The sequence below is a fragment of the Thermotoga sp. 38H-to genome (genome assembly GCF_011057665.1).
Classification (GTDB): domain Bacteria; phylum Thermotogota; class Thermotogae; order Thermotogales; family Thermotogaceae; genus Thermotoga.
The window spans coordinates 467,311-485,257 of record NZ_LNFZ01000001.1 but is presented as its reverse complement, the minus strand read 5'-3'; the positions used below and the strand labels follow the sequence as shown (position 1 = coordinate 485,257).

Sequence of the window (17,947 nt, the reverse complement as noted above, 5' to 3'; positions counted from 1 at the left end):
TACTGTGAGGATCGAAGATAAACTCTATTTGAACAGATACAGAACGGATGAGGAAAATCCGCATCTCAAAATAAAAGATGAAAGTATCTGTGCAGAAAGATGTTCCGATCGACCATGTGTGAGCTGTTGTCCTGCGGATGTGTACGAGTGGACGGAGAGTGGAATGGAAGTGAAATTCGAAGGGTGCCTCGAGTGTGGTACCTGTAGGATTGTCTGCCCCTTTGGAAACATAGAATGGAAGTATCCAAGGGGAAATTACGGTGTGCTCTACAAATTCGGGTGAGGTGATTTTATGTATGTGAAGATCGACAGAAAGAAGCTTCCCTGTGTGGAAACTGAAGGAACGGTTCTGTGTACCACCTGTGGAAACAGTTATCAGATAGAACCCCGGCAAAAATTGCACTCCATCATAGTTACAACGTGTCCGCACTGTGGCCATCAGAACATAAACGTTGTGACAAACAGCGTAAAGTTCATAGAAGAGGTCTTATCCAAGATAGACAGGCTGAGAAAGGATCTGATGGAGCTGAAGAAGTCCCTTGAAATTGAGATGCAGCAGAACGGCTTTGTCGACAACTATCCGGAGGTGTTCAAAGCAGATGATGAAAAACAGGCTGAACCAAAACTCCTGTGAACTGGAAAAAGTCAAAGAACGCATCGAACAGATTCTTTCCCGATTCTTCCCCGAACAGATAATGAAGGATCTTCCGCTCTACGGAAAGATGTTGAGGGTGAGACTTTCGATACTTTCTTTCAAAAATAGAGGAGTAGAGATCAGTGAAGATGCGATATCTTCTCTTGCGGCTCTCGAACTCGTTCACCTTGCTTCACTTCTTCACGACGATGTGATCGATGGGGCTCGTTTTAGAAGAGGAAAAGAGACGATAAATTTCATGTACGGTGATAAAGCGGCGGTAGCAGCGGGGGATCTTGTACTTGTCAGCGCGTTCTATACGGTTGAAGAGATAGGAAATGACAGACTGAGAAGGGCTTTTTTGAATGTGATCAGGAGAATGTCGGAAGCGGAGCTGATCGAACAGCTGAGTCGATACAAACCGATTACAAAAGAAGAATATCTTCTCATAGTTGAGGGAAAGAGCGGTGCGCTTTTCGGCCTGGCGCTGCAGCTTCCCGCATTACTCGAGGGGGAACTCGGAGAAGATCTTTACAATCTGGGGGTCACCATTGGAACCATTTATCAGATGTTTGATGACATCATGGATTTTGCTGGAATGGAAAAGATTGGGAAAGACGGATTTCTCGATCTCAAAAATGGCGTCGCTTCTTTTCCATTGGTGACGGCGATGGAGAAGTTTCCAGAAGCCAGACAGATGTTTGAAAACCGAGATTGGAATGGATTGATGTCGTTTATGAGAGAAAAAGGGATTCTGAAAGAATGTGAAGAGACTCTGAAGGTTCTTGTGAAGAATGTGATGATAGAGAATTCATGGTTGAGAGATTTTGTGGATGGAATTTTTAAAATCGAAATCTTTTCATGAGGAGGGGTGCATATGTTTGTTGATTACTTGACTGTGTTCATGGCAGATGTTGTTGCCGGATTGGGTGTTCTCATCGCTTTCGTTCTCAAGGGTCTAAACGATTCTGAGAAGGCGAAGTCTTTTGCTCCAGCTTTTGCGGCGGTTGGACTTCTGGCGATCGCAACAGGACTCCACATGGTTTTGACCTGGCCGCTTCCCGGCAGCCACAACATAGCGTTCGGAGAACCTTTCCTTCTTTACGGTTTCGTCTTTCTCGCCGCGGCAATAGCTGTCGCGAAGGGATGGGATCTCATGCCAACGACGATCTTTGCGCTGTTTGCGGGAATATACGCGATCATAGTTGGAGGTTCCATCATAGGTTACGGTATGACAAGACATCCGTTCACTTCTGGTCTTGGATTCATCGCAGCGGGTCTTGTGGGTGTTTTGAGTCCTGTGGTGTGGAAACTCAGAGAAAACAAGGTCATAAGGTTCCTTGGTGTAGTGCTCCTTGCCCTGACACTTCTTCTCTGGTTTATCACCATGTACGGTTCCGTCACAGGACATATAAACCCGCAGGGCAGTTTCGGAAAGTGGACTCCAATTCCGATGAGATAAAAAGAAGGGGCTTCGGCCCCTTCTTTCTGTGTTAAAATACCCACAGAGGTGATTCTCATGAGAGTGCTCCTCATAAATCCCTACAGCGGTGGGTACTACTACAGACTCGGTGCCGTCTATCCTCCCCTCGGTCTCATGTACATCAGTTCCTTCCTCAAGAGAAAAGGACACAGTGTGACTCTGATAGACATGAACGTGGAGAAGTTCGATCTGGAAAGGTTCAATTTCAGAGATTACGATGTGGTGGGTATATCAACCGATACTGTGCGATTCCCTGTTGTGGAAAGAATCGCAGAGAAAGCTAAAGCACAGAACGTAACAGTGGTGATGGGAGGTCCACACGCGACGGCCTACTACAATGAGATCCTTCGGAGAGGGCTCTGCGATTACGTCGTGCTCGGAGAGGGAGAAAAGGCCTTTTCAGATCTTGTAGAAAGCATATCAAGCAATGAAAAATATCCTCTCATACCCGGTGTTGCCTACATGAAGGATGGAGAAGTGGTAGCTTTGCCTTCTCGATTTTTGGAGAACCTGGACGATCTGCCGTTCCCCGACAGGGAGAAAGTCCATCTTTACAGGACGAAATTCGCGGGTGAGAGAGCGACGAGTCTGATCACTTCAAGGGGCTGTCCCTTCAACTGCGAGTTCTGCAGTGCTTCTCAGTTCATGGGAAGGAGAATCAGGTGGAGGAGCATTGAAAACGTGATGGATGAACTGAAGATCTTGAAAAAGAAGGGATACGGATCTGTAGTCTTCTTCGATGACAACTTCACGATAAATCCAAAAAGAGTCGTGAATCTGTGCGAAGAAATGTTGAGTGAAGATCTTCGTTTCAAGTGGTGGGCGTTCTCAAGGGCGGACGAACTTTTGGGACGAGAAGATATGGTGGAAGCGATGTCGGAAGCGGGTTGTAGAATGCTTTTCATAGGTTTTGAGAGTGCGAGCGATGAAGTGCTCGAGGAATACGGAAAGAATTTGAAATCGGATATAGCTTTCGACGTGATGAAACTTTTGAAGAAGTACAAGATAGACGTGTTTGCAAGCTTTGTGATAGGAGCTCTAAAAGACACGAGGAAAACCATAGAGAAGACTGTGAAATTCGCCAAAAAACTGAAAGCTTCCATCGTTCAGTTTTCTATTCTCACACCGTATCCCGGCACCGTTCTTTTCGAAAAACTGAAGCATCTGATCGTTGAGAAAGACTGGAGAAAATTCGACGGGACACACCTGGTCTTCAAGCATCCAAACTTCTCACCAAGGGAGCTGAGAAGACTCTTCATGAAGGCCTACTATGCCGTTTACACGTCACCGAAACTGATGTTCAAGCGCGGCATACCGTTCCTTGTGCGTCTACTCTCACATAGAGAAGCCTACTCTCTCTGAGGAAGGCTGGAGATTTTCTTTCCACCAAGACTCTTCATGACCATGTCGGCCAGAGGGCTCTGCTCTGCGGCGTGTTTCGAGTACTCCTGGAGGAGCATTTCTTTGAACCACTTCTCAGCGGTCGTTTCGGGTACGAGATCGTACTTTGGGATCGACTCGTACATTTCTTTGAAGATCCTGTAGAAGAGATCGCTCACGAATTCGACACTCGCATCCCGCAGATTATTTATATTCGAAGAAACTCCGTAGATGAACACGCTTTTCACCTCACATGATTATGAGCTCTCCTGTGATGTATCCTGATTTGTAGATCACCTGCAGAATGGCTATGATGTCCTGAGGAGTGGCACCCGCTGCTTTGAGGGCGCTGACGAGATTGGAGATTGTGGCATCCTTGTCTCCTATTTTTCCCCCCGTCACACTTATCGTGAAGTTTCCGTAAGAGATCACAAAGTCAGAGAGTTTCACATCTCCTCCGAACAGGACAGTGCCTGTTCTTTCGTTCACCACAATTCTTGCCGGAACGTCTGGCTGAACTTCTATCTCTTCAACGAGCGAGAGAAACGTGATGAGATCATCTTGGAACGCGCTGGGAACGGCCAATTTGATGGCAGATGGATCGACGGCCTTTGCAAGATCCATCTCGAACTTCTCGTTTATCGCCCTCGCCACCCTGGCTGCCGTGGTGACATCCGGCTGTCTCAGAAGGATCGTCACGCTGTCTCCATCGAGCATGTTGGATGGAATATCCCTTTCCACAATGGCACCCTCTGGAAGGTAGCCAACCACCCTGTACCTCTTTTGAAGATTGGAAGAGAGCTTCACGTCTTCTCCCCCGATGATCACGGAACCCTGCGCTACGGCGTACACCTTTCCATCGGCACCGTAGAGAGGAGTCTGGAGGAGATATCCACCCGCGAGCGATTTCGCATCGGCTATGGAAGCGACCACACAGTCTATTCTCATGCCTTCTTTGGCAAAAGGAGGAATGTCTGCAAGGACCATCACAAGCGCCGTGTTTTTGGATTTCAGGTCGTTTTCCGAGACCTGAACACCGAATTTTTTCATCATTTCGAGAAGAAGAGGAGAGTTCACATTGCCGGAGTCTCCTGTTCCGTTGAGTCCCACGACGAGACCTATTCCGAAGAGCTGGTTGTCACGGGCACCTCTGAAGAACGCTATGTCTTTTATTCTTGTGGTCACAGAGAACGAGAAGGTGATCGTCAAAACGATGACAAGCAGAACAGCCGATCTCTTCTTCATGTTCATCACCTCATGTGAAGAGTCCTGCTAAGAACGCGAGTATCTTGTCGAAGAAACTCTCTTTTCCAGGTTCCTCGCTGAAAACGAGTTTCCCGTTCACCCATATCTCGGAATCCGCGAGTTTGGTAGAATCCACTTCGTTTCCTATTTCTATGTCATCTGGCCTCACTTTTCCCTTCACGATGATTTCCTGATAGTCCTTGTCCACTTTTATCGTCTTTCTTCCTTCCACCACAAGGTTGCCGTAGGGATCGATGTCAACAACCACCACCGAGATCTTCGCCACAACTGAAGACTGCACCTTTCCACCGCGCTGTCTCTCAGGAGAGTTGTTGTTTATAGGAATGAAGTTGTTGAGGTTGACACCTGCGGCTGCGTTCACAACGTTCCCCAAGATGTTCAAGAGAGTTTTCTGGATCTCAAGACTTTCCCTCTCTGAAGACACGTTGTTGTTTTCTCGGATCACTATGGTGAGGATATCTCCAACCTTCGAGGCTTTCTGTATGGAAAGGAGGTTTTTGTACTCGGATTCGCCCGCGGAGTTCCATATTGAGAACGAGAAGATGCTTGTTGCGAAAACGATCAATAGCACTATCGATATCTTTTTCACTCTACCACCTCCAGGATTCTCAGCACGGGTCCTCTTTCTACTCTTCCAAAGACGTATTTTTTGCTCTCCACGTTCATTGCCCTCACCGTTTCACCGAGATAGCCGTTTTCCAGAACCTCAACGAACGTTGTCACTTTTATGCTACCCATGTCCACGTAAGCTGGAACCACCTGGCCTTTCACCACGTCGGGAGGATCTTTTACCATGTCTGCCGTCAAAACAGTTCCTTCTTTCAGGTATCTTCTGGATATCTTTCCGACCACCTCTGAAACGTCGAAGAACGGCTCTCCGTAGATCTCGAACACGTTTCGCTTTTCCAGTTTCACGTCTTCTTCCTTTATCACATCACCCACATTTATATTTCTCTTCAGAACCACCACATTCCTTTCTTTGCGTAGCAACATGTTGAGGGTCACGTACGTGTCTGGGAATCTCAGAAAGACGCTGAAGAAATTTTTCGAGATTTTCGTTGCTCTGATGGTTTGAGGTTCGAATTTCTCCGGTAGGGTTCCAAAGGTCTTCACCACGAAGGCTTCGAAGTCCTCCATTCCCGCTTTCTTTCCTATCTCTTCGAAAACAGCGTTTTTGAGACTGCTGGGTCCTTCCACAGTTATTCTCACACTTTCCGGGCCTGTGAAATCGTACTCCGGAAATTTTGTTCTGAGGAACTCTCTGGTCACGAGATATTCGAGTCCGGGTAGAAGGATCATCAGACTCTTTTCGGATTCTACCTTTTCGATTGTGATGTCATCTAAGAAAAGAACTCCTGGCGAAGCCAGGAGTGTTTCCTTCAACGTCAGAGTTTCAGAGAAGAGGAAGGAGGAGATGAGCGCTATCAAAACCGGGAGAATCCTCATAACTCATCATCTCTTCACGTTCGTAGCCGTTCTGAGCATTTCATCTGCTGTCTGAATGACTCGAGAATTGAATTCGTAAGCCCTCTGTGCCGTGATCATATCCACCATTTCTCGCACCACATCGACGTTGGACTTCTCCAGAAAACCCTGCTTTACAGCACCGAAACCGTCCTGCCCCGGAACACCCTCGATCGGATCTCCAGAAGCCGGAGTTGCGATGTAAAGGTTGTCTCCTATGGATTTCAGACCAGACGGGTTCACGAATCTCACAAGGGTGATCGTTCCAAGTTCCTGTATCGTTCCATCCTGGAGTTCGGCAGAGACGATTCCATCGGGAGAAACGTTTATCGAGACGGCGTTCTCAGGTATGGTGATCTCCGGTACCAGAAGAAGTCCGTTGGAAGTGACCATTCTTCCTTCGCTGTCAATCTTGAAGCTTCCGTCTCTTGTGTAGGCGATTCTACCATCCTGAAGCTGGATCTGGAAGAATCCGTCTCCAGCTATCGCAAGATCGAGCGCGTTTCCCGTTTGCTCGAAATTACCCAATGTGAAAATACGCGTTGTCGCTGCCGTTCTCACACCGTGGCCCACGTAGAGTCCTGTTGGAAGTGATGACGTCGCGGCGGTTGGAGTTCCGGCGTTCTTCACATACTGATAGAGAAGGTCCTGGAACTCTGCCCTCACTTTTTTGTAGCCTGTTGTGTCCACGTTGGCGAGATTGTTCGCTATGGTATCGAGTTTGAACTGCTGTGCTGACATTCCCGTTGCCGCGGAGTAAAGCGATATCATCATCTTTCAACACCTCCGGTTCATTTCAGACTGGCGAGTGAGTTAATGAGCTTTCCGTTCAGTTCGTCGTTCACTGTCACAGCCCTCTGCGATAGTTCGTAATGTCTCATCGCTGAGATCATGTCCACCATGGCTTTTAGGGCATCCACATTTGATTTTTCTACGTATCCCTGCATAATCCTAAAGTTCTCCGAAGGTGATGGATTTTCACCTGTGAAGAGCGTGTTCCCGAATTTTTCCGGGTTTTCCAGATTGTACACACCGATCCTGGTGATGATGTTTCCATAGGCGTCTCTCACGTAGCCCTCTTCGTCCACGGTGAAGTCATCGAAAAACCTGACTCTTTCACCGTTCTCATCGAGGAGGTAGCCCCCATAGTTCGTAACGATGTATCCCTCGTTGTTCACGGTGAATTCCCCGTTTCTTGTGTAGTATTCTTCTCCGTTGAATTCTATTCTGAAGAATCCTTCTCCATTTATCGCGAGGTGGTAAGGAACGTCTGTTTTTTCAACAGGACCCTGAGAGAGATCTGTTCTGACCTCGTCGAGGACAGTAGCGTACTCCAGAGGGCCAATTGGTACTTTTTTCGTTCTGCTCTCCACCGGGTCTGGCTCCTGCCTGAACACCTCTCGTCTCAGGTAGGACCTGAAGGCTTCCCGGTCCTGTTTGTAGCCGGCAGTGTCAACGTTTGCCAGATCGTTGGCGATTCTGTCGAGTTTGGCCATATCCACAAGCATTCCCATCGCAGCGTTGTATATGCCCCTCGTCATAGCATCACCTCGAATAGGTTTCACACACGGTTTTCAATAGCTTCTCATCTTCCAGGAGAATCCCCGTTCCCCTCGCGACACAGGTTATGGGATCGTCTGCCACGATCGTCTTCACGTGTATCTCATCGTATATGGTTCTGTCCAGCCCTCTGAGCAGTGCGCCACCGCCGGTCAGACGAATACCGTTGTTTATGATGTCAGCAGAGAGTTCTGGAGGTGTTCTTTCCAAGACGTTCTTGAGTTTTGTAAGAAGTGCAAAGATAATGGGCTCTATTGCTTCTCTCACGTCTTCTGAACTCACACGGTCCGTTCTTGGAAGACCTGTCACCACGTCTCTTCCTTTTATTTCTATTTCGTAATTTTCGAAAGCTGGATGTGTTTTCCCAATTCTTTTCTTGATCTCTTCAGCGGTGGATTCTCCGATGATGAGACCGTATTTTTTCCTTATGAACTTCACGATGGCTTCGTCCATTGCGTCTCCGGCCATTCTCACGGACTCTCCCACCACTGTTCCTCCGAGACTGATGACCGCTATGTCCGTGGTTCCTCCACCGATATCCACCACCATGTTTCCCTCTGAAGCCATCACATCTATTCCGGCACCTATCGCGGCTGCGATCGGCTCGGAAACGATGTGAACCCTCCTGGCACCTGCGTTCAAACCGGCTTCGAACACCGCTCTTTTTTCCACCTCTGTTATTTTCGTGGGGACACCTATGATGAGGGAAGGTTTCACGAAGCTGAACCTTCCTATGATTTTCTTCAAAAAGTTTCTTATTATTGCTTCGATCATTCTGTAATCTGCTATCACACCATCTTTCATAGGTCTTATAGCTTTGAGACCTTCTGGAGTTTTACCGAGCATCTTTTTCGCTTCTTCTCCTATGGCAACGATTTCTCCTGTCTTTTCTGAAATTGCAACGACAGAAGGTTCGTGCAGGACTATTCCTTCTCCTCTTTTGTAAACGATTATGGATGCTGTTCCAAGATCTATTCCGATGTCGCCTCTTGGCATTTTAAAACCTCCTCGTCATGATATTTCTTCTTCAAAATGTGATTTTCCTAAGAAATTAAAAAAAATCTGGTGTGCCTGGCGGGACTCGAACCCGCAACCTCTGGATCCGGAGTCCAGCGCTCTATCCGTTGAGCTACAGGCACACCAGCCTACCGTTTTCTTTCAGGTATTTCTTCAACTCTGAGCAGTTTCTTCCAGAAACGATCAGGTCGTACTTCTTTTCTCGGAGTTCTCTTTCAACGAAATATCCTTTTTTACTGTAGAAATAGGCAAGAACCGGGTTTTTGGTGACCACGTCAACTTCTCTCGCTTCGATGTCCAAAGAAGGATCCGGGAACTCGTACAGAAGAACCTCTCCATCGGTTTTTTCCAGAGTCAGATCGACTTTTCTTCTTGGGTCTGTGATTTTTTCACATGCAGAGGGATTCTCGGAGAAAGACTGAAAAATCAAAGCAGCGCTCACAGCGTCATCTCTCTTCGAGATTCTTTCTCCTATTTTCGTGGTGAGTCTTTCGTCGCAGAGATATGTTTCGTACTCTTTTGAAAATTTGAAAGCAACCGCAACCGTTTTGAACGTTTGCTGGGTGTATCTTCCACTCATCGAGAGAGGCAATCCAAAGATTATTCTATCAGGTTTCAACTTTTTGATGAACCCATTCAGGTTCTTTGTGGGTATTACAAGACTTTTTTGAGGAAGAATTTCTCCAAAGGCAACTCCACATTTCTTTTCTCCGTAATCCACAGCGACTATCACTTTATCACCGTATTCTTGAAGAAATTGAATATCCACTTCAGATCCTTTGAGAGAACAGAAACTGTCTCTTCGAACTGGGCTATTTCGAGTTCCCTCTCGAGTAACCTCCAGGGTACTCTTTCATCTTTCGAGAAGCTCCATTTATCGAAGTCGAATCCGAATTCTTCCAGAAGGTCCAAATAAATCTTTCTCAGAGTGGTACTGTTCAGCTCGTACTCGCTCTCCAAAATTTTCTCCAGTTTTTCTTTGTCTTTCAGGTTCATCGCTGTGATCGCTATTTCTTTTAGCTTTTCACGATCTGGAAAGAGTTTGTTGAGCTCGTATCGACGTTTTTCGATGTCGGAGGAAGAATAGCAAAGATTAACCACCGATTTTCTTCTCAGGAGATCTACTATTTCGTAAATGCTGAGTGGGAAGTCGTAAAAGAAGATGTCACCCTTTATGTGTGTCGGAAGCCCATCGGTGTTGCTTGTGATGATCGCCTTTCGAGCGGATCCACTCTCTATCAATCCAATCACTTTTATTCTCTTTTCCATATCCATGTTCGCGTAATAAACGATTGTGTCTTTACCGATTTTCCGATAAAGATCTGGTATGAGTTTTTTCTCCGAGACAACCACCGAGAAACTGGGAGCATCTATGAGAGAATCGATGCTGAAAGAATTTCTCTGGTCTGAAAACAGAAATTCTTCGGATTCACCAGTTTTCAACTCAACAACATTGTATTTTTCCTTTTTTAGGAATTCTTCCAGCTCGAGGTGTTCCATCGAAGCAACAAAGATGAATTTTCCGGGGTGTTTGTCGACTATGTTCAGAAAGTTCTTGACCAGTTCGTTATCACGATACGCCAGAAAATCTTGGAATTCGTTCACCACGAAAATATCGAACTCGTCCAGGTAGTTTTTCTTCAGAAAACCCACGAGGGTGAAGAGAACAATATCGCTTCCTTTTTCCTTGGAAAAGGTGGAATTTACGAATCCCAGGTTTTTGGAGGTGTAGTACCTCGAAAGACATCCCAGAACGTTCTGAGTAGCGGCATTTGTTAGAGAAACGATCGCCAGTCTTCCTTGAAGCTCTTCCCTCATGGACAGTAGAAGCTTTGTTTTTGATGGGTAAGGTACTTTTATCAGTGTTTTTTCTTCCTTAGATCTACTCAGTATATGGCTCACTTCTCTATTTTTCACAGAGAGAACAGGTTTCACATCCAACGAGACGAGATAGTAGGAAATTCCATTTCCCATAGGACGCAGATTCACCACAACGTCTCCTCTGGTGGGAGTTACTGGTAATGCAGAGAGAGAACTTGAAAGATTCTTGAAATTGTATCCCACCACTTCCAGGTTCTTCTCGCCGTTTTTCAGGTGGAGGAACACGTTGCTGCCGTCTTCTCCAAAGAAATGGATCTTTTCTACCAGAACGTCTTTGAAAAGAAGAACGGGTTCCGGATTTCCCTGACCGAAGGGCATGAGGTTTTTAATGTCTTCAATGAAGCGATCATCTATGTCTTCCATTCTGACCTCAGCATCAACGATCACCTTCTCCTCTCGCTCTTCCAAAGAAATGTTTCTGATGTATTCTCTGAACGTTTCCAGTTGATCTCTTTTCAGGGAAAATCCAACCGCCGAGGAATGACCCCCTATTTCCTCGAATATTTTGAGAATATCTTCGTTGAAAATGTTCATTATGTCATAACCATTGTAGCTCCTTATGGAACCTTTCGCTATCTTTTCGTCCAGAGAGACGACTGCAACGGGTTTTTCATAACGATTTGCCAGTTTGGCAGCGACTATGCCGATGACTCCCACGTGCCAGTTTTCTTTCGCAACGACTATGACGGGATCTTTCCACAGGTCGTTTGTCTCGATTATTTCAATTGCTTCTTTGTATATCGCCCATTCTGTTTTCCTTCTGATACTGTTCAGCTCCATCAATCTATCCACAACATTGTCTGCTTTTGCTGGATCGTTCATTATCAGTAAATTGAAGGCGTCATTGGCACTTCCCATGCGGCCCGCTGCGTTGAGACGGGGGGCTATCTTATAGCTGATATCGTGCGATGTGAGATTTCTCAGTCCGAGTCTTTCCAGAAGTCTCTTTAAACCCACACGTTTTGTGTTCGCAAGTAACTCTATTCCCTTTTTCACGAAGTATCTGTTTTCGTCGAGGAGGGTGACCATATCGGCGACCGTTCCAAGAGCTACCAGCTCCAAAAATCTCTCGGGATGGGGATAATGGGTCGCTTCAGAGAGAGCCTGGACGAGTTTGTAAGTTACACCGACACCCGCAAGATCTCTGAATGGGTAGTTCTCTCCAGGTACTTTTGGGTTCACAATGGCATCGGCGGGGGGAAGATCGCCGTTCACCTCGTGGTGGTCCGTGACGATCACTTTCATTCCGAATTTTTTCGCGAGAGCAACTGAATCCAGCGCGGTTATTCCGCAGTCAACCGTTACAAGACAGGAGACGTTGTTTTCTTTAAAGGTCGAGATGTTTTCTGGCTGGATACCGTATCCTTCTTCGATACGGTGGGGAATATAAACATCAACACGCCAGCCGTTCTCCTCGAGGAATTCCTTCAACATAACGGTGGAAGTTATACCATCCACATCGTAGTCTCCGTGGATCAGAACAAGCTCATCTCTGGAACGGGCTTCAAGCAGGGTTTCAACCGCTTTCTCCATATCGTTGAAGAGGAAGGGATCGTGCTGGTGGGATTCATTGACGAACAAAAAAGCCTCTACCGCTTCCCTGGTGGTGAAGCCTCTGTTTACGAGTATTCTCGATGCAATTTCATTGAGACCAAAATGCTGAGAAATCTCTGACACAGCCTTTTCATCAGGCTGTGAAAGTTCCCACTTTTTCATCCTCCGCTTCTCCTTTTCTTTTTTAATAATTTTACCATATTTTTGAGTGATACAATTTAACAGAAGGGTGGTGATAGTGTGTTCAAAAAGGTTTCAAGGGACCCTGTGCATTCGGAAATATATCTCTATCCACTGGAAATACTAGCCACCGACACGAAAGTGGTTCAGAGGCTTCGCTTTCTTTCGCAGTTGGCAGGGGCGACCGTCGTGTATCCCGGCGCGACTCACACGCGCTTTGCGCACTCATTGGGAACCATGCACGTCGCCGGATTGTACGCGAGGAACCTTTTCAAAGAAAGCGATCGAATAAGGATAGTACGTCTTGCCGCTTTGCTGCACGATGTTGGACACGGTCCGTTCAGTCATCAGTTCGACGATGTGGTTTTCAAAAGATACGGTTACGAGGATGGTCACGACGAATTCAGAAACAGACTCATAACGGAAAAGCTTCCAGAAGAGATGATGAGGGTTTTCAACTCATACAACGAAAGATTGAAACGAGCAGTAATCGAAGATATAAGAGAATCGGTGGGAGAGGTTTCCCTGGAAGACGCCTTTCAGGAGATAGCAAAAAGGGTAGTTGAGGTATACAGAGGAGAGGAAACGGGGAGTGTGGATTTCAACATCATCCAGGGACCGCTGGGAGCCGACAGGCTCGATTTCCTGCTGAGGGATTCTTACTACAGTGGAGTGGGGCATTTCGCCCCGATGAACGTGGACAGGGTGTTGAGGAATTCACTTGTTAAAAAGGCGGATGGAAAGGAGATACTCTGTTACCATGTGAAAGTGGTTGACAACATATACTCGATACTGTTCAGTCGATTCATGATGTACAAAAATGTGTATTTCCACAAAACGTCCCGTGCTGCCGATCTCATGATTCAAGAGATACTGTCAAGGGCCTGTGAGATTCTCGATCTGGAAGAAAGATTAAAAGATCTCGACGAATTTCTCGAATTGACGGACTATTCCATTCTCAGGGAACTCGAACTGAAGGGGGACAGTGAAACAAAGAAACTCGTGGAACGGTTCAAAAATCGTGATCTGTGGAAAATGATTGTTGAGCGTCCCTTCTCCGCTGAGGGATTTGATCCATCCGAACTCAGTCTGTCCGCAGCCAGAAACTTGATCGATAAGATCGTCGAAAATATCGACCGCGTGCTGTCCAGTGGAAACGTAGAGGATTCCGACAGAAGCATTCTCGAAGAGATTCGTGATTACGGAGAGAGATTCTTCAGGATCGACACACCGTACAAACTCACCATCTTTCATCCTGATGAATTCCTACAGAACAATGTCTTCCTCTACGATCCCAAACATGATGAGATTCTCACGGTGGACGAGTACGTGAAGAAGTACCCCGCGTACAGGTTGATGGTGAGCAACATGATTCAGATTGTGAGGGTATACGTAACGGAGGATGTACGCGAGGTACTTTTCAAGTATGGAGTTATACCGGAGGATGGGAGAAGGGTGATCACAAGATGGTAAGAAAGGCACTCCTTTTTGTAGTCGACGTGGCTCTGACGTACTTTGCAGGTGTGGTGGCGCTTTTTTCGAGGTTCGGTTTTGACTTTCAGGAAATGAGCCGTTACGACGAATCTGTGATCGTATACGCTGTTGTTTCGGCTGTTGTCTACATTCTGAACGGAAACTACTCCATCGTGTGGGAATACGCCAATGCCAGAGATTTCCTCATTCTCATAAGAGGAAGCGTTATCTCTTATCTTTCCAACCTCGCGTTTTTTTACTTTTACAGGGGGATTGTTCTTCCCAGATCCGTGGGGTTTGCCACTTTTCTTGGTTCGATGGTTCTTTTAGTTCTGAGCAGAATCACGTGGCAGTGGATGATTGTGAACGGGAGAGGTAGAGTCTCGGGAGAAAAGAGAATATTGATCATAGGAGCGGGAGATGCGGGAGTCTCTATCCTCGAAGAATTCGAGAAACACCCTCATTTGGGGAAAGTGGTGGCTTTCGTGGACGATTCTCCCAGAAAGATTGGTCGAAAGGTGAGAGGAGTCCCGGTTTTTGGACCAATAGAGAAGACGATGGAAATTGTGGAGAAAATGAACGTGGACGAAATCGTGATAGCCATACCTTCCGCTTCCAGAGCTGAGATGGAGCGAATTCTCAAAAGCATCGATTTGAAAAAGGTTAGGGTGAAGACCCTTCCCAGTGTGAGAGAGCTGATAGAAGGGCGCGTCAGGATCTCCCATTTGAAAGAAGTGTCCATAGAAGATCTCCTGGGTCGAGAGGAAGTGAAGGTGGATTTTCATGAAATAGGGAAATTTTTGAAAGGAAAGAGAGTTCTTGTGACCGGGGCAGGGGGCAGTATCGGTTCTGAGCTTTGCAAGCAAATAGCCAGGATGAATCCAGCGGAGATCTTTCTTTTGGGGCACGGAGAGAACAGTATATATCTCATAGATGAATTTCTCACCGAACACTTTCCGGGGGTGAAGAAAAGAAGGATTATAGCGGACGTTGCCGACGGAAAAATTATGGAATATTGGTTGGCCTGGCTGAAGCCGGATGTGATCTTCCATGTAGCGGCACACAAGCACGTTCCTTTGATGGAGGAAAATCCGCTCGAGGCTTTCAGAGTGAACGTTTTGGGAACGGTGAATCTTGTAGAACTCTCCGAAAGATTCGGTGTGAAGTACTTTGTTTTCATTTCAACAGACAAAGCGGTGAATCCCACTTCTGTGATGGGTCTCACCAAGAGGATAGCAGAACTCTATATCCTTTCGAGAGAAAAAAACAGCACGAATTTCTCGATCGTGAGATTTGGAAACGTTCTTGGAAGCAGAGGGAGTGTGGTGGAAAGATTTCGTCGCCAGATAGAAAAGGGTGGTCCTGTAACGGTGACGGATCCACGAATGAAGCGCTACTTCATGTCCATACCTGAGGCTGTCTCCCTCATCCTCCAGTCCCTTCTCTTCTCTTCCGGAAAGGATCTCTTCATCCTCGACATGGGAGAGCAGATACCCATTTTGAAGCTTGCGGAAACCATGATCATGCTTTCTGGATACACTCCCTATCAGGACATAAAGATAGTTTTCACCGGGATCAGGCCTGGAGAGAAAATGTACGAAGAGTTACTCTATCCTTACGAGGTGAAAGAGTTGACTCCACACTCGAAAATCTTCAGGGTGAAAACATCCGTTCTTCCAGGGAAAGAGAGCGTAGAACAGGCAATCAACAGAATGAAAGAAGCCTTCGAAAACGGCGATATAAAAAGGCTTCTCACTGAAATGAAAAAAATTAGTCCCGGAGGCACAAATAAATGTGGGAAGCGATAATTAGTTTCTTTCTGACTTTGGTGCTATCTGTTTTTGCGAAGAAGACGGGATTTCTCGATCGTCCCGACTCCAGAAAATCCCACGGGAAAGCAGTTCCGCCGATCGGTGGTATTTCCGTATTTCTAACGCTTCTCATCTTCGAAAGAGACAATCCTTTTTTTCTCTTTTCGATCCCCTTGTTCTTTCTTGGACTTCTGGACGATCTTTTTGACCTTTCCTACAGAATCAAACTTGCCGTGACCACTCTGGTTGCTATCTGGTTCTCCTTTGCTGTGACCATAGAAATCAGTATCTTTGGAGTGAAAATACATCCAATCTTTTCTGTGATCTGGTTTGTCGGCATGGTTAACGCGTTCAACGTAGTTGACGGGCTGGATGGTCTTCTGAGTGGAATATCTCTATTTTCTTCGCTCATGATAGGAGAAAGGTCTCTTGCGTTTTCGATAATTGGTTTTCTTCCATGGAACCTTCCAGACGCGAGGGCCTTTTTGGGAAACAGTGGTTCGTTTCTTCTCGGTGCATACCTTTCCACAGCATCGGTGGTTTTCTTCGAAGGAGATCTTGGATACGCCACGCTTTTCCTTGGATTTCCGTTCTACGAGATCGTATTCAGTTTTGCGAGAAGGTTAGTTTCGAAAAAAAACCCGTTCTCTCCGGATGAGGAACATACTCACCACGTGTTTTCCAGAAAGGTTGGAAAGTGGAAAACACTTTTGATCCTCGTTTCCTTTTCACTGATGTTCAATCTTCTTGGACTATCCCAGAAGTTCTACTTCATCCTCCTTTACGCTGTCCTCTGTTGTGTTCTTCTCTTCGCCTACTGCATGTTTCAGCGCGGTGATGGCAACCTCGAGCTGTGAGTCGTCTGGTTTTGCTGTAGTCAAATACTGGAGAAGGTACCCTGGAAGATAGAGGAGTTTCACCAGTCCCTTTCCATTGAAAAAGGCGATGACTTTCAAGAGTTCATAGGAAATCCCCGCTGCGAAGGGGAGAAGGACAAGCCTTGAAACGATCCTCGTCCAGGTGTTCATCTCCACAACAACACCGACTAAACCGAGAAGCAGGATGGCCACTATCAAAAAGATCATCAAAAAGTTGGTCCCGCACCTTGGGTGTATCGTCGAATACTTCCTCACATTTTCCGGTGTGAGTTCCTCTCCATGTTCGTAAGCGTGTATCGTCATGTGTTCTGCACCGTGGTACTGAAATACACGTTTCACATCCTTGAACAGGGAGATGATCCAGACGTAGAGGAGAAAGAGTCCGAACCTTATGAATCCTTCTACAAGAGAATAGAGAAACTCTCCTTTCTTTGACACCAGGAAGTTGGTCAGAAAGATGGGTACTATCACAAAAAGACCAACGGCAAGCCCAATGGCTGTGATGAGTGAAAAGAGCTTCTCGCTTTCCTTCAATCTTTCGCCGGAAGAGATTTCAGAGGAAAGATTGAGGGCTTTTATTCCAAAGTAGAGAGAAACAAAAAGCGAGTAAAAACCCCTCAAGAAAGGTATCTTCGCCCAACCTGGAAATTTCACTTTACCAAGTTCCCTGATCTCGATGTTCCCATCTGGTTTTCTAACGGCAAGGGAAACTTTTCTCGCGATCATGAGTACTCCTTCTATTACTGCCTGACCACCTGCTCTCATCTTCTATCCTCTCCTTTCAAGGTCTCTCAAGTTCTATGATACAACAGGTGCTATAATTGTTACAGGTGGTGAGAGTATGATAGGTGAGCATCCTTACGTGAAATGGGCAATAAAGGTCATAGAAAATTATGTGAGATATGGAAGAGTGATCGAACCCGATGAAAGTGTTCCTGAGGAGCTTTTCAAAAGGAGAGCCGGTGCTTTTGTGACTCTCCACAAAACGGACGGTTCTCTGAGAGGCTGCATAGGAACCTACCTTCCCACAAAGCCGAATCTTGCTCTCGAGATAAGAGATAACGCCATCGCGGCTGCCACTCAGGATCCAAGGTTTCCTCCGGTCTTGCCCGACGAACTCGACGATATCGTTGTGCATGTGGATGTTCTCAGTTCTCCTGAACCAGTGAAGGATATCTCTGAGCTCGACCCGAAAAAATACGGTGTGATAGTGGTGAAAGGCTGGAGGAGAGGACTTTTGCTTCCGGACATAGAAGGTGTGGATACGGTCGAAGAACAGCTCAGAATAGCGAAACTGAAAGCTGGAATTCCTGAATGGGACGACGATGTGGAGATTTACAGGTTCACGGTTGAACGCTACAAATGA

The 17,947-nt window shown here is 46.4% G+C and carries 19 protein-coding genes and 1 tRNA gene; 9 read left to right on the top strand and 11 right to left on the bottom strand.

Going from position 1 to position 17,947, the window contains the following annotated elements; all coding sequences use genetic code 11:
• Positions 1 to 4 precede the first annotated feature (4 nt).
• The 5 genes from AS158_RS02620 to AS158_RS02600 are packed head-to-tail and all read left to right on the top strand — an operon-like array spanning position 5 to position 3,479.
• On the top strand, positions 5 to 283 hold the full coding sequence (locus AS158_RS02620) for a ferredoxin family protein (RefSeq protein WP_008194730.1): 279 nt from the start codon (positions 5 to 7) through the stop codon (positions 281 to 283).
• A 9-nt stretch (positions 284 to 292) separates the two neighbouring features.
• Positions 293 to 634, top strand: coding sequence for a hypothetical protein (locus tag AS158_RS02615; protein WP_008194733.1), 342 nt, complete (start codon positions 293 to 295; stop codon positions 632 to 634).
• On the top strand, positions 600 to 1,499 hold the full coding sequence (locus AS158_RS02610; RefSeq protein WP_165304439.1) for a polyprenyl synthetase family protein: 900 nt from the start codon (positions 600 to 602) through the stop codon (positions 1,497 to 1,499). Before AS158_RS02615 ends, AS158_RS02610 begins: the two co-directional genes overlap by 35 nt.
• 12 nt (positions 1,500 to 1,511) lie before the next feature.
• On the top strand, positions 1,512 to 2,096 hold the full coding sequence (locus AS158_RS02605; RefSeq protein ID WP_008194737.1) for a DUF981 family protein: 585 nt from the start codon (positions 1,512 to 1,514) through the stop codon (positions 2,094 to 2,096).
• A gap of 57 nt (positions 2,097 to 2,153) precedes the next feature.
• Positions 2,154 to 3,479 carry a radical SAM protein gene (locus tag AS158_RS02600; RefSeq protein ID WP_165304438.1) on the top strand — a complete coding sequence of 442 codons (1,326 nt, stop codon included), beginning with the start codon at positions 2,154 to 2,156 and terminating at the stop codon, positions 3,477 to 3,479.
• On the opposite strand, the gene AS158_RS02595 is transcribed toward AS158_RS02600, so the two are convergent.
• The 10 genes from AS158_RS02595 to recJ form a co-directional block, all read right to left on the bottom strand.
• The gene (locus AS158_RS02595) at positions 3,467 to 3,736 is read right to left on the bottom strand and encodes a rod-binding protein (RefSeq protein WP_038052574.1); all 270 of its coding nucleotides are present in this window, start codon (positions 3,734 to 3,736) and stop codon (positions 3,467 to 3,469) included. The genes AS158_RS02600 and AS158_RS02595 overlap by 13 nt on opposite strands.
• A 10-nt stretch (positions 3,737 to 3,746) precedes the next feature.
• Positions 3,747 to 4,742 carry a flagellar basal body P-ring protein FlgI gene (locus AS158_RS02590; RefSeq protein ID WP_038052577.1) on the bottom strand — a complete coding sequence of 332 codons (996 nt, stop codon included), beginning with the start codon at positions 4,740 to 4,742 and terminating at the stop codon, positions 3,747 to 3,749.
• A gap of 10 nt (positions 4,743 to 4,752) precedes the next feature.
• Positions 4,753 to 5,352, bottom strand: a complete 600-nt coding sequence (locus AS158_RS02585; protein WP_038052581.1) for a flagellar basal body L-ring protein FlgH — start codon at positions 5,350 to 5,352, stop codon at positions 4,753 to 4,755.
• A complete protein-coding gene (gene flgA / locus AS158_RS02580; protein WP_165304437.1) occupies positions 5,349 to 6,209 on the bottom strand; it encodes a flagellar basal body P-ring formation chaperone FlgA in 861 nt (286 codons plus the stop codon). Before flgA ends, AS158_RS02585 begins: the two co-directional genes overlap by 4 nt.
• A 6-nt stretch (positions 6,210 to 6,215) precedes the next feature.
• Positions 6,216 to 7,001, bottom strand: coding sequence for a flagellar basal-body rod protein FlgG (gene flgG, locus AS158_RS02575; RefSeq protein WP_038052587.1), 786 nt, complete (start codon positions 6,999 to 7,001; stop codon positions 6,216 to 6,218).
• Between the two features lie 17 nt (positions 7,002 to 7,018).
• Positions 7,019 to 7,768 carry a flagellar basal-body rod protein FlgF gene (gene flgF, locus AS158_RS02570; protein WP_038052590.1) on the bottom strand — a complete coding sequence of 250 codons (750 nt, stop codon included), beginning with the start codon at positions 7,766 to 7,768 and terminating at the stop codon, positions 7,019 to 7,021.
• A gap of 4 nt (positions 7,769 to 7,772) precedes the next feature.
• The gene (locus AS158_RS02565; protein ID WP_004081933.1) at positions 7,773 to 8,783 is read right to left on the bottom strand and encodes a rod shape-determining protein; all 1,011 of its coding nucleotides are present in this window, start codon (positions 8,781 to 8,783) and stop codon (positions 7,773 to 7,775) included.
• Between the two features lie 67 nt (positions 8,784 to 8,850).
• Positions 8,851 to 8,926, bottom strand: a tRNA-Arg gene (locus AS158_RS02560).
• Positions 8,917 to 9,573, bottom strand: a complete 657-nt coding sequence (locus AS158_RS02555; protein WP_241241234.1) for a RuvX/YqgF family protein — start codon at positions 9,571 to 9,573, stop codon at positions 8,917 to 8,919. The genes AS158_RS02560 and AS158_RS02555 overlap by 10 nt, the downstream gene beginning before the upstream one ends.
• A complete protein-coding gene (gene recJ / locus AS158_RS02550) occupies positions 9,534 to 12,401 on the bottom strand; it encodes a single-stranded-DNA-specific exonuclease RecJ (RefSeq protein ID WP_165304436.1) in 2,868 nt (955 codons plus the stop codon). The genes AS158_RS02555 and recJ overlap by 40 nt, the downstream gene beginning before the upstream one ends.
• Before the next feature lie 78 nt (positions 12,402 to 12,479).
• Here recJ and AS158_RS02545 point away from each other — a divergent pair, with 78 nt between their 5' ends.
• From AS158_RS02545 to AS158_RS02535, 3 genes are read left to right on the top strand one after another with little or no spacing between them, the layout of a single operon-like run.
• Positions 12,480 to 13,892, top strand: a complete 1,413-nt coding sequence (locus AS158_RS02545) for an HD domain-containing protein (protein ID WP_165304435.1) — start codon at positions 12,480 to 12,482, stop codon at positions 13,890 to 13,892.
• On the top strand, positions 13,886 to 15,700 hold the full coding sequence (locus tag AS158_RS02540; RefSeq protein ID WP_235280294.1) for a nucleoside-diphosphate sugar epimerase/dehydratase: 1,815 nt from the start codon (positions 13,886 to 13,888) through the stop codon (positions 15,698 to 15,700). The genes AS158_RS02545 and AS158_RS02540 overlap by 7 nt, the downstream gene beginning before the upstream one ends.
• Positions 15,685 to 16,560 carry a glycosyltransferase family 4 protein gene (locus AS158_RS02535; RefSeq protein ID WP_038052602.1) on the top strand — a complete coding sequence of 292 codons (876 nt, stop codon included), beginning with the start codon at positions 15,685 to 15,687 and terminating at the stop codon, positions 16,558 to 16,560. The genes AS158_RS02540 and AS158_RS02535 overlap by 16 nt, the downstream gene beginning before the upstream one ends.
• Here the strand turns inward: AS158_RS02535 and AS158_RS02530 are convergent.
• Positions 16,456 to 17,346 carry a DUF1385 domain-containing protein gene (locus AS158_RS02530; RefSeq protein WP_038052604.1) on the bottom strand — a complete coding sequence of 297 codons (891 nt, stop codon included), beginning with the start codon at positions 17,344 to 17,346 and terminating at the stop codon, positions 16,456 to 16,458. The genes AS158_RS02535 and AS158_RS02530 overlap by 105 nt on opposite strands.
• A 76-nt stretch (positions 17,347 to 17,422) precedes the next feature.
• Between AS158_RS02530 and amrA the strand changes: the two genes are divergently transcribed.
• On the top strand, positions 17,423 to 17,947 hold the full coding sequence (amrA, locus tag AS158_RS02525; protein WP_038052606.1) for an AmmeMemoRadiSam system protein A: 525 nt from the start codon (positions 17,423 to 17,425) through the stop codon (positions 17,945 to 17,947).

Coding starts and splice junctions, on each gene's coding strand:
- AS158_RS02600 (WP_165304438.1), top strand. CDS start 2,154: ATGAGAGTGCTCCTCATAAATCCCTACAGCGGTGGGTACTACTACAGA.
- AS158_RS02540 (WP_235280294.1), top strand. CDS start 13,886: ATGGTAAGAAAGGCACTCCTTTTTGTAGTCGACGTGGCTCTGACGTAC.
- AS158_RS02615 (WP_008194733.1), top strand. CDS start 293: ATGTATGTGAAGATCGACAGAAAGAAGCTTCCCTGTGTGGAAACTGAA.
- AS158_RS02530 (WP_038052604.1), bottom strand. CDS start 17,346: ATGAGAGCAGGTGGTCAGGCAGTAATAGAAGGAGTACTCATGATCGCG.
- AS158_RS02605 (WP_008194737.1), top strand. CDS start 1,512: ATGTTTGTTGATTACTTGACTGTGTTCATGGCAGATGTTGTTGCCGGA.
- AS158_RS02610 (WP_165304439.1), top strand. CDS start 600: ATGATGAAAAACAGGCTGAACCAAAACTCCTGTGAACTGGAAAAAGTC.
- amrA (WP_038052606.1), top strand. CDS start 17,423: ATGATAGGTGAGCATCCTTACGTGAAATGGGCAATAAAGGTCATAGAA.
- flgA (WP_165304437.1), bottom strand. CDS start 6,209: ATGAGGATTCTCCCGGTTTTGATAGCGCTCATCTCCTCCTTCCTCTTC.
- flgF (WP_038052590.1), bottom strand. CDS start 7,768: ATGACGAGGGGCATATACAACGCTGCGATGGGAATGCTTGTGGATATG.
- flgG (WP_038052587.1), bottom strand. CDS start 7,001: ATGATGATATCGCTTTACTCCGCGGCAACGGGAATGTCAGCACAGCAG.
- AS158_RS02535 (WP_038052602.1), top strand. CDS start 15,685: ATGTGGGAAGCGATAATTAGTTTCTTTCTGACTTTGGTGCTATCTGTT.
- AS158_RS02565 (WP_004081933.1), bottom strand. CDS start 8,783: ATGCCAAGAGGCGACATCGGAATAGATCTTGGAACAGCATCCATAATC.
- AS158_RS02590 (WP_038052577.1), bottom strand. CDS start 4,742: ATGAAGAAGAGATCGGCTGTTCTGCTTGTCATCGTTTTGACGATCACC.
- recJ (WP_165304436.1), bottom strand. CDS start 12,401: ATGAAAAAGTGGGAACTTTCACAGCCTGATGAAAAGGCTGTGTCAGAG.